The organism is Clostridium frigidicarnis (assembly GCF_900111985.1).
Taxonomy (GTDB): domain Bacteria; phylum Bacillota; class Clostridia; order Clostridiales; family Clostridiaceae; genus Clostridium_Z; species Clostridium_Z frigidicarnis.
Genome location: NZ_FOKI01000068.1, coordinates 1 through 9,990, shown reverse-complemented (window position 1 = coordinate 9,990; position 9,990 = coordinate 1). Strand labels below are relative to the sequence as shown.

Sequence of the window (9,990 nt, the reverse complement as noted above, 5' to 3'; positions counted from 1 at the left end):
GGATTAAGACAAAACTTTATGGGAGAATGCACAGAGGTAGGAATGTACCTAGCAATGTCAAGACAAGCAGATAGAGAAGGATTTCCAGAAGTAGCAGAAGCATATAAGAGAATAGCATTTGAAGAAGCAGAACATGCAGCAAAATTTGCAGAAATGTTAGGTGAAGTAGTAGTAGCAGATACAAAGAAAAACCTAGAAATGAGAGTAGATGCAGAACATGGAGCATGTCAAGGAAAGAAAGATTTAGCAACATTAGCTAAACAATTAAACTTAGATGCAGTACATGATACAGTACATGAAATGTGTAAAGATGAAGCTAGACATGGAATGGCATTTAAAGGATTATTAGGAAGATACTTTGGAAACAAATAATAGTATATATTAATAAAAAACTGCCTCAATGAATTGAGGCAGTTTTTTTAAATTTCTATATTGCATTGTATATTCTTATAACTCTCTGTGTATTTAGCTAATTTGTGTTGCTTATACCTCAATTTTTAGTTTAGATGAATTTTTATTCGTTTACTTTGGAATCATAACCATAATCATTTAAGTATTTAACTATGTTATTTATATGTTCTTGACCGTTAGTTTCTATAGTTATATTAACAATTAATTGTTTAAACTTAGACATAAATGTATGGTGGTCATGGATTATTTCAACTATGTTAGCTCCTTGTTCTGACAGTATAGAACTTATTTTAGATATTTGACCAGGAGCATCTTTTAGTTGAAGTTGTAATTTAACAACTCTTTTTCTGGATGATAATCCAAAGTTTAATAAAGATGTTAGCATCAATATATCTATATTACCACCACTTATAATTGGAACAACTTTTTTACCTTTGAAATCTAGTTTCTTTAAAGCGGCTATTGTTAAAGCTCCAGTAGCTTCTGCAACAATTTTATGTTTTTCAACCAATGTAAATATAGAATCGGCTACTTCTTCATCGCTGATTGTTATTATGTCATCAACATATTCTTTTACTATTTCGAAAGCTAAATCTCCAGGATTTTTAACAGCGCCACCATCTGCTATGGTATCAACAGAATCTAAATTAGTTAATTTATTATTATCAATGGAAAGTCTCATTGCCTTAGCGCCTTCAGACTCTACTCCGATTACTTTTATATCTGGTTTTAATGATTTAGCAGCAACTGCTATACCACTTATAAGACCACCACCACCAATTGGAACAAGTATAGCATCAACATCTTTTAGATCTTCAATTACTTCTAAAGCAATTGTTCCTTGACCAGCCATTACTTCTATATCGTTAAATGGATGAATAAATGTGTATCCATGTTTTTCCTCTAATCTTTTAGCTTCTGCATAAGCATCATCATAACAAGTTCCAGTAAGAACAACATTTGCTCCGTATTGCTTTGTTGACTCAACTTTTATAAGAGGTGTAGTTTTTGGCATAACTATTGTAGCTTGTATTCCTAATTTCTTTGCTGAATAAGCAACACCTTGAGCATGGTTACCAGCTGAAGATGCCACAAGTCCTTTAGATTTTTGTTCATCAGTTAAACTTGTGATCTTATTTAAGGCCCCTCTAAGTTTGAAAGCACCTGTAATTTGAAGATTTTCTGGTTTTATATAAACTTCATTTCCACATACATCACTAAGGTATTGGCTGTGTATTAAACTTGTATGTAAACAAATATCCTTAACTCTTTCTCTTGCCGTCATTACATCGATAATAGTTAAAAATTCTTTTTTTGTATTTCTCATGACAGGTTCCCCCTTAAAAATAGTTTGTTTGTAGTATTTATTATAAGATTCTAAAAATTTAAAAAATAGAACCTAAAATTGCACTTAAGTTGGTTTTTTATAAGATATCTTGTCAAATCCTAGATAATTATATAACTGTAAAGGTTTTAAGTCAACAGACTATTTCATTTTTTTCCCATGCTGAAATTAGATTAAAATATTGACATTAAGATTTTATTAATTATAGTTAACCTTTTAAAAAAAAGTATTATAATATTAGAACAATAATCATAAGAAACAGAATAAAAACTAAGTATATTTATAAATTTTTATTTTTAAATAGAACTGGTGGTACATATAGGTTAATAAGAGGAGAAAGGGTATAATAAAGATATAACTTAAATAAAGGTGAATTAAAATGATTAAAAGAGCTTTAAATATATTAAAACAATATTATGGATATAGTTATTTTAAACAAGGGCAACAAAAAATAATACAAAACATATTAGAAAAAAGAGATGTATTTTGTGTTATGCCTACTGGTGGAGGAAAATCTATATGTTATCAAATACCTGCATTAATGCTAGAGGGGATAACATTAGTTATATGTCCACTTATATCACTTATGAAAGATCAAGTAGATAATCTTAGAAATATAGGAATAGATGCAGAATATATAAATTCAACTCTTTCGCTTAATGACATAGATAGAATAATAAATCTATGTAAAAACAATAAAGTCAAACTCTTATATATAGCACCAGAAAGATTAGAAAACTCTTATTTTTGTAATTTAATAAAAAAACTTAAAATTTCTCAAGTTGCTGTAGATGAAGCACATTGTGTTTCGCAGTGGGGACATGATTTTAGAACAAGTTATACATATATAAAATCTTTTATATATTCATTATCAGAAAGACCTATTATTACATCTTTTACTGCAACTGCTACAGAAGAAGTTAGAAAAGATTCAATAAATTTATTAGGTATAATAAATCCTTATGTTTATTCAGGTGGATTTGATAGAAACAATTTATCAATAAATATACATAAGGAGATGGATAAATTAGAATTTGTAAAATCCTATATAAGAGAAAAAGAATACGAAAGTGGAATTATATATTGTGCAACCAGAAAAGAAGTTGATGGACTTTATGAATATTTAAGAGAAAGAGGATTTTATGTAAGCAAATATCATGGAGGATTAGATGATAAATTAAAACATAAGTTTCAAGAGGATTTTCTATTTGAAAAACTAAATGTTATGGTTGCGACTAATGCCTTTGGCATGGGGATAGATAAATCAAATGTAAGATACATAATACATTTTACTATGCCTAAAAATATAGAAAGTTATTATCAGGAAATTGGTAGAGGTGGAAGAGACGGAGAAAAGTGTGAATGTCATTTACTTTATTCTAGGAATGATATAGAAAGACAGGAATATATAATTAACACCTCATCATCATTTAATAGGAGAGCCATAGAAATAATGAAACTCAATGAAATTATAAAATTATGTGAAACGGAACAATGTTATAGAAAAGTTATATTAAATTATTTTGGGGATAATTCACATAATAACTTCTGTAATAATTGTAGTAACTGTTTTAATAATCAGGAACTTAAAGATTTTACAATAGAGGCTCAAAAAATATTATCTTGTATATATAGAACTAGAGAAAAAGTTGGAATATCTGTATTGACGGATATTTTAAGAGGAATTCCTGGACCTAAAATAATAGCAAATAAATATGATTCATTATCGACTTATGGACTTATGAAAGAATACAGTGGAAAATATATAAAAGAGATAATAGATTCTTTAATCTTACAGGGATATTTAAGCAAAAAAGAAAATACTTACTCTATGGTGAAACTAAATGAAAAATCTATAAGTATATTAAAAAATAAACATAAAGTATTGTTGCTCCTTGAAGAAAGCTCTGATAGTAGAATTGAAGATGAAGAGTTATTTAAAAAGTTAAGAATTATGAGAAAAGATATAGCATCATGGAATAATATAAAGCCATATATGATTTTTTCTGATTCGACTTTAATAGAAATGGCAAACTTAAAACCAACGAATTCTAAAGAAATGATGTTAATAGCTGGGGTTGGTGAAGTTAAATTTAATAAGTATGGAAAATATTTCATAAATATTATAAAAAACTATAATCTAAAGCTTAAAAACACTAAAAATAGCTAAAACTAAAGAAAAAGGAGAGATAAGAATGAAAGAAATGTTTTTAAACTACGAAGAAAGCATAAATGAAGAAATAAATAAAATAGACTGTCTTTATGATGGAAAAGATGAAACAATAAAAAATTTTAAAATATTGGATGAAATATTAATAAGAATAAATAAAGTTATAAACAATGTATTGGATTTATCCACAGAATTTATTGAATTTAAAGAGTTAGGTGTGTATAAAAAAAGAATAAATTCTTTTGACATTTTAGAAAAAAATAATGTTATTGATAAAGAAGTAAAAAAATCCCTTGAAGCTTTATGCGGATTAAAAGATACGAATATGAATAATAGAGATGAAATTGATGCAAATAATGTTATTTATATAATAAATAATAAATTTAAAGAAGTTAAGGATTTTCTTTCTAACATATCAAAAAATATATAAGAATATATAAGAAAAAAAAGATAATAATAGTATTGAGCATTAAAAAGGATGGTGAAGTCCAATGGACAATAATAAGAATAGGATAAAAGATCGAAGCAAATCAAACGCAGAACTAAGAAAAATCAAACCTAAAGAAAATGCAGATTTAGGTGTAATTCATGGTGAAAAAGTAGGACATTATGCTAATTCAAAGAATCACCATGAGCCCCAGCTTTGGATGAATAAATAAACCATTAAACTTAATATGCTCAATAATAGACTCTTATAAAAATAGGAGTCTATTTTTATCGTAAAACTTATATGGGTCTATTTTATTAAAAACAAATGGAGATACACATAAAAAATTCAAAAAAGTCCAATTTGCAAAATAAAAAACAAGCAAATTAGTTAATTATTAACAAATTATTAATCCAAATAATGTGTATTTTAAAGGATATTTACACAAATATGAAATAAAAATTATAAATTTATAAAAATTATGAATGCAAGAAAGGAATTTTAAATATGCATATAGAATAGTAATATAACTAGCAATTCTTAATGTGAATTTTCAGAATTAACTCAACAATAGAAACATTAATTTGAATCAGACTATTTAGGGGGATTGTGTTATGGAATTAAATTTAAATATGATACAAACGTTGGCGGTTGCTATAGCGATGTATTATCTAGGGGTATTTTTAAAAAGCAAAATAGGATTTTTGGAGAAATTTTGCATACCAGCACCTGTAATAGGTGGATTTATATTTGCAATTGCAAATTTATTACTTAGAAACACAGGAGTTTTAAGTACAAATTTAGATGTAACTCTTCAAACTCCATTTATGCTAGTTTTCTTTACGACTATAGGGTTGGGAGCTAGTTTTAAAATGATAAAACAGGGTGGAAAAAAAGTTGTTATGTTCTCTATAGCCGCAATAACACTTGTTGTTCTTCAAGATGTCATTGGTGTTATCGTTTCCAAAGGTATGGGAGTAAGCCCTCTTTTAGGACTTATATCAGGATCTATAACAATGACAGGTGGTCATGGAACAGGAGCTACATGGGGAGCACTGTTTGAAGCTGACTATGGACTCGAGGGAGCTACAGCTATAGCTATGGCAGCAGCAACATTTGGACTTGTCTGTGGAAGTTTAATAGGTGGTCCAATAGGAAAAGCTTTAATTAAAAAAGGTAATTTAAAATCAGAAGAACAGGAAACTAAATCAAAATCAGTAACTGCAGAGTGTGAAGTAGCCGCTACACAGGAGGGCGTTACATATGAAACTATGTTCAAAACTATTTCTATAATATTTATTGCTATGGGTTTTGGAACAATCTTAGAGATATTTTTTAAAGCAGTAGGTATAACATTACCAGCATACATAGATGCAATGATTGTAGCCGCTATTATAATTAATTTTGGAGAACAAACAAAGAAGTTTACTATAAATACTACATGTATAGATATTATAGGAAATGTAGCTTTGAATGTGTTTTTATCAATGGCACTTATTGATTTAAAGTTATGGCAGTTGCAAGCAATGGCAGGTCCATTACTTGTAATGTTAGGAACTCAAGCAGTACTTATGGCAATATTCGCATACTTTATAACATTTAGATTAATGGGAAAAGATTACGATGCCGCAGTACTGTCATCAGGACATTGTGGATTCGGTATGGGGGCTACTCCAAATGGTGTGGCTAATATGGATGCTATAACTACTAAATTTGGACCTTCACCAAAGGCCATGTTTGTTTTACCGGTTGTTGGAGCATTCTTTGTTGATATTACCAATTCTTTAATCATAACTGTATTTGTAAATTTATTTCACTAAGGGTACTTTAACAAAGAATTAGTTGAGTTAATTGAAAATATTTTAGGAAAAGCAAACACTTGCATATACTGCAAGTGTTTATTTTTTTATTCATTTGGAGACTATATATATTGAAATCTTAAAACTTTAAAGTAACAACTTTTAATTAAGAAGTTGAAGTACTAGCAATGGTAGAAATGCGATCTAAATTCAAATAAAATGGTTAAAATTTCTAAATTAAATAAATAATTTTCAAGTAATGATAATTATTATTGATTAGTATAATATGTTATGGTAGTATTTTCATAAAGTAAGTATGTTATTAAGTGAAATATTAATATAATATAGATTAAATAAGTTATTCTAAGATTTAATTGGATAATGTGTTTATATTAAGAAGAATCCATGTAAAGATAAGAATGGCATGATAATACAATTTAAATTTTAAAATTTAAAAATTTTTATAGAAAATAATAAGCTATTATTGAGAAGGAGTGTTAGTATGACTTTTAAAATAGGAAATTCATATAATGGATTTAAACTAATAGAAGAGAAGGAAATAAAAGAAGTAAAATCTATAGGAAGAGTATTTGAACATGAAAAGACAGGTGCTAAGCTTATAAATATATCAAATGATGATGATAATAAGGTTTTTGCCATAGGGTTTAGAACACCACCAGAAGATAGCACAGGTCTTCCACATATATTAGAACATTCAGTTTTATGTGGCTCTAGAAAATTTGACACTAAAGAGCCATTTGTTGAACTTTTAAAAAGTTCTTTAAATACATTTCTTAATGCTATGACATATCCAGATAAAACAGTTTATCCAGTAGCAAGTAGAAATAACAAGGATTTTAAAAATCTTATGGATGTTTATTTAGATGCAGTTTTATATCCTAACATATATAAATATCCTGAAATTTTCATGCAAGAAGGTTGGCATTATTCATTAGAAAATAAAGAGGATAAATTAAAATACAATGGTGTAGTTTACAATGAAATGAAAGGTGCATATTCTTCACCAGATTCATTATTGTTTAGAAAAATAACAGAAACTCTTTACCCTGACACACCGTACAGTCATTCATCAGGTGGAGATCCAGAGGTTATACCGGAACTTACTTATGATCAATTTATTAGTTTTCATAAAAAATATTACCATCCATCAAATAGCTACATTTATTTATATGGTGATGGTGATGTTAATGAACAACTAAGATTTATAAATGATGAGTATTTAAAGGATTTTGATAGAATAGAAATAGATTCAAAAATTCCATTACAAAAGCCTTTTGAAGAAATGAGAGAGTATAACTATACTTATAGCTTGGCAGAAGAGGATAGTATAGAAAACAAAAGTTTCTTAAATTTAAATTTCTCAATAGGAAGTTCATTGGATACAGAAACTAATTTGGCATTTACAATAATAGAGTATATTTTATTAGAGACACCAGCAGCTCCTCTTAAAAAGGCATTACTTGATAATAATATTGGAAAGTCAGTATTCGGAGAGTTTGATGATGGATTAGCTCAACCATATTTTTCAATAGTAGCAAAAGATGCTAATGAGAATGATAAGGAAAAATTTAAGAAAATTGTATTTGAGACTTTAGGTAAGCTAGTTAAAGATGGAATAGATAAGAAATTAATAGAAGCATCTATAAATAAAATTGAGTTTTTATTGAGAGAAGGGGACTTTAGGGGTCAACCAACAGGAATAGTATATTATTCAAAAGTTATGGATAGCTTTTTATATGGAGGAGATCCATTTATAAATCTTCAATATGAGCCACTTATAGAAAGTGTAAAAAAAGCATTAACTTCTAGGTATTTTGAAGATCTTATAGAAAAATACTTAATAAGTAGTAATCATAGTTCTATAGTTCTATTAAAACCAGAAAAAGGTTTAAATGATAGAAAGGAAAAAGAACTTCAAGATAAGCTAAGTAGATATAAAGATTCTTTAAGTGAAAAAGAGTTAGATGAAGTAATAGAAAAATGTAAGAATCTAAAGACAAGACAAATGACTCCAGATACAAGTGAAGCATTGAAAACAATACCTACATTGCATATTAGTGATATAGATAAGAAAGCAGAAAAACTGCCTTTAGAAATTAAAAATAAAGATGGAGTTAAAGTGCTATTCCATGAGACTCATACTAATAAAATAGCATATTTAAAATTATTATTTAATAATAAGGTATTGCCAATAGAATTATTACCTTATTCAAAGCTTTTATCAGATGTGTTAGGAAAAATAAATACTAAAAATTACGATTATGGTTCACTATCAAACGAAATAGGAATTCATAGTGGGTCAATATCATTTAATGTAATGACTTATGTAAAAAGTGGTAAACCACAAGAATTCTCAGCAACATTTATGGTGAAGTCAAAAGCTTTAATGAATAAATTAAATAAAACTTGTGAACTTATAAGTGAAATTTTAGGAAACACATTGTTTGATGATAAGGATAAAATACTTCAAAATATTAGAGAGATAAGAGCATATTATGAAATGATGTTATTTAATTCAGGTCATGTTGTGGCAGCAAAAAGAGTTATGTCTTATTTCTCACCAAAAGCATCATATGATGAAGTTATTTCTGGAATAGGATATTATAAATTTTTATGTGATCTTGATAAAAACTTTGAGTCTAAGTGGGATAACATAAAGAATAACTTAAATAATGTTAGAGAATGTTTATTCAACAAAAGTAATTTAACTGTAAGCTTTGGCGGAGAAAATGAAGACTACAATACTTTAGAAGATGCTATGCCTATAATAATTAATTCTCTAGGAGATAAAAAAGTTTCAGAGGTTAATTATGATTTCGAAGTTAACAAAGAAAATGAAGGTTTATTAACTCAAGGAAATGTTCAGTATGTAGCTAAGGGTGGAAACTTTATAGATGACGGATTTAATTATAGTGGGTCAGCGTTAGTAGTTGAAACAATATTAAGCTTTGATTATTTATGGAACAATGTAAGAGTTCAAGGTGGAGCTTATGGTGTAGTTCCTAGATTAAGTAGAAGTGGAAATATGTTTATAACATCATATAGAGATCCTAAACTTAAAGAGACATTAGATATTTATGATAATGTTCCTAGCTATTTAAAAAATGCAGATATAGATGAAGACACAATGACAAAATATATAATAGGAACTATTAGAAATTTAGATACACCTCTTACTGCTTCAATGAAAACTGAATATGCTATAGAAGAATATTATATGGGAATAAACTTTGAAGATAGACAAAAAGAAAGAACTGAAGTAATTGAAACAACTATAGAGGACATAAGAAACTATGCGCCTTTAGTTGAGAGTGTAATGAAACAAAATCATATATGTGTTCTTGGAAATGAGAAAAAAATAAAAGATAATAAAGATATATTTGGTAAGTTAATAACAGTAATAGAATAAAAGTAAATGTATCTTTATAATATAAAGTTTTTTAATGTATAGGATATTATAAAATTTCAAATCTGTGGATAACTTTGATAACTATTAAAATATATAGATTTTTTAGTTGAAAACTTTAATTAGTGAAAAATTACAAGTGGCAAGTTGCAAGAGTTTAAGAAATTGACAATTGACGATTGAAAATTGACAATTCAAGGATAAATCTTCTAAGGAAGATTTTAAAATTTAAAAAATATAATTTAGAGAAAATCTGTGATTTTCAACCTGAACTTTCAACTTTCCACTCTCAACCTTCAACTTTATATTTAGGAAGTCCGTGACTTTCAACAATAATCGTCAATTCTCAATTGTCAATTAAAAAAGGGCGTAGCCTTTTGTTCTTACTTAGGAAAGTTAGGTACACGAAAG

Annotated in this window: 7 protein-coding genes; 6 read left to right on the top strand and 1 reads right to left on the bottom strand. The window is 27.6% G+C overall.

Going from position 1 to position 9,990, the window contains the following annotated elements; genetic code table 11:
• Positions 1 to 372 (top strand): ferritin-like domain-containing protein (locus tag BM119_RS18765; RefSeq protein ID WP_090043242.1); only part of this gene is annotated, 372 nt, incomplete at its 5' end.
• A gap of 142 nt (positions 373 to 514) precedes the next feature.
• Here BM119_RS18765 and ilvA read toward each other — a convergent pair.
• Complete coding sequence (gene ilvA / locus BM119_RS18760; RefSeq protein WP_090043241.1) at positions 515 to 1,738, bottom strand: threonine ammonia-lyase; 1,224 nt, start codon at positions 1,736 to 1,738, stop codon at positions 515 to 517.
• Between the two features lie 397 nt (positions 1,739 to 2,135).
• Between ilvA and recQ the strand changes: the two genes are divergently transcribed.
• From recQ to BM119_RS18740, 5 genes are all read left to right on the top strand, one after another.
• Positions 2,136 to 3,926: a DNA helicase RecQ gene (gene recQ, locus BM119_RS18755; RefSeq protein WP_090043240.1), complete on the top strand. Its 1,791-nt coding sequence runs from the start codon at positions 2,136 to 2,138 to the stop codon at positions 3,924 to 3,926.
• 25 nt (positions 3,927 to 3,951) lie between these two features.
• Complete coding sequence (locus BM119_RS18750; protein WP_090043239.1) at positions 3,952 to 4,356, top strand: HepT-like ribonuclease domain-containing protein; 405 nt, start codon at positions 3,952 to 3,954, stop codon at positions 4,354 to 4,356.
• A gap of 61 nt (positions 4,357 to 4,417) precedes the next feature.
• Positions 4,418 to 4,585 carry a hypothetical protein gene (locus tag BM119_RS20100; RefSeq protein WP_177199511.1) on the top strand — a complete coding sequence of 56 codons (168 nt, stop codon included), beginning with the start codon at positions 4,418 to 4,420 and terminating at the stop codon, positions 4,583 to 4,585.
• 382 nt (positions 4,586 to 4,967) lie between these two features.
• On the top strand, positions 4,968 to 6,173 hold the full coding sequence (gene gltS, locus BM119_RS18745; protein WP_090043238.1) for a sodium/glutamate symporter: 1,206 nt from the start codon (positions 4,968 to 4,970) through the stop codon (positions 6,171 to 6,173).
• Positions 6,174 to 6,654: 481 nt separating this feature from the next.
• Positions 6,655 to 9,582, top strand: a complete 2,928-nt coding sequence (locus BM119_RS18740; RefSeq protein ID WP_090043237.1) for an insulinase family protein — start codon at positions 6,655 to 6,657, stop codon at positions 9,580 to 9,582.
• Positions 9,583 to 9,990 lie beyond the last annotated feature (408 nt).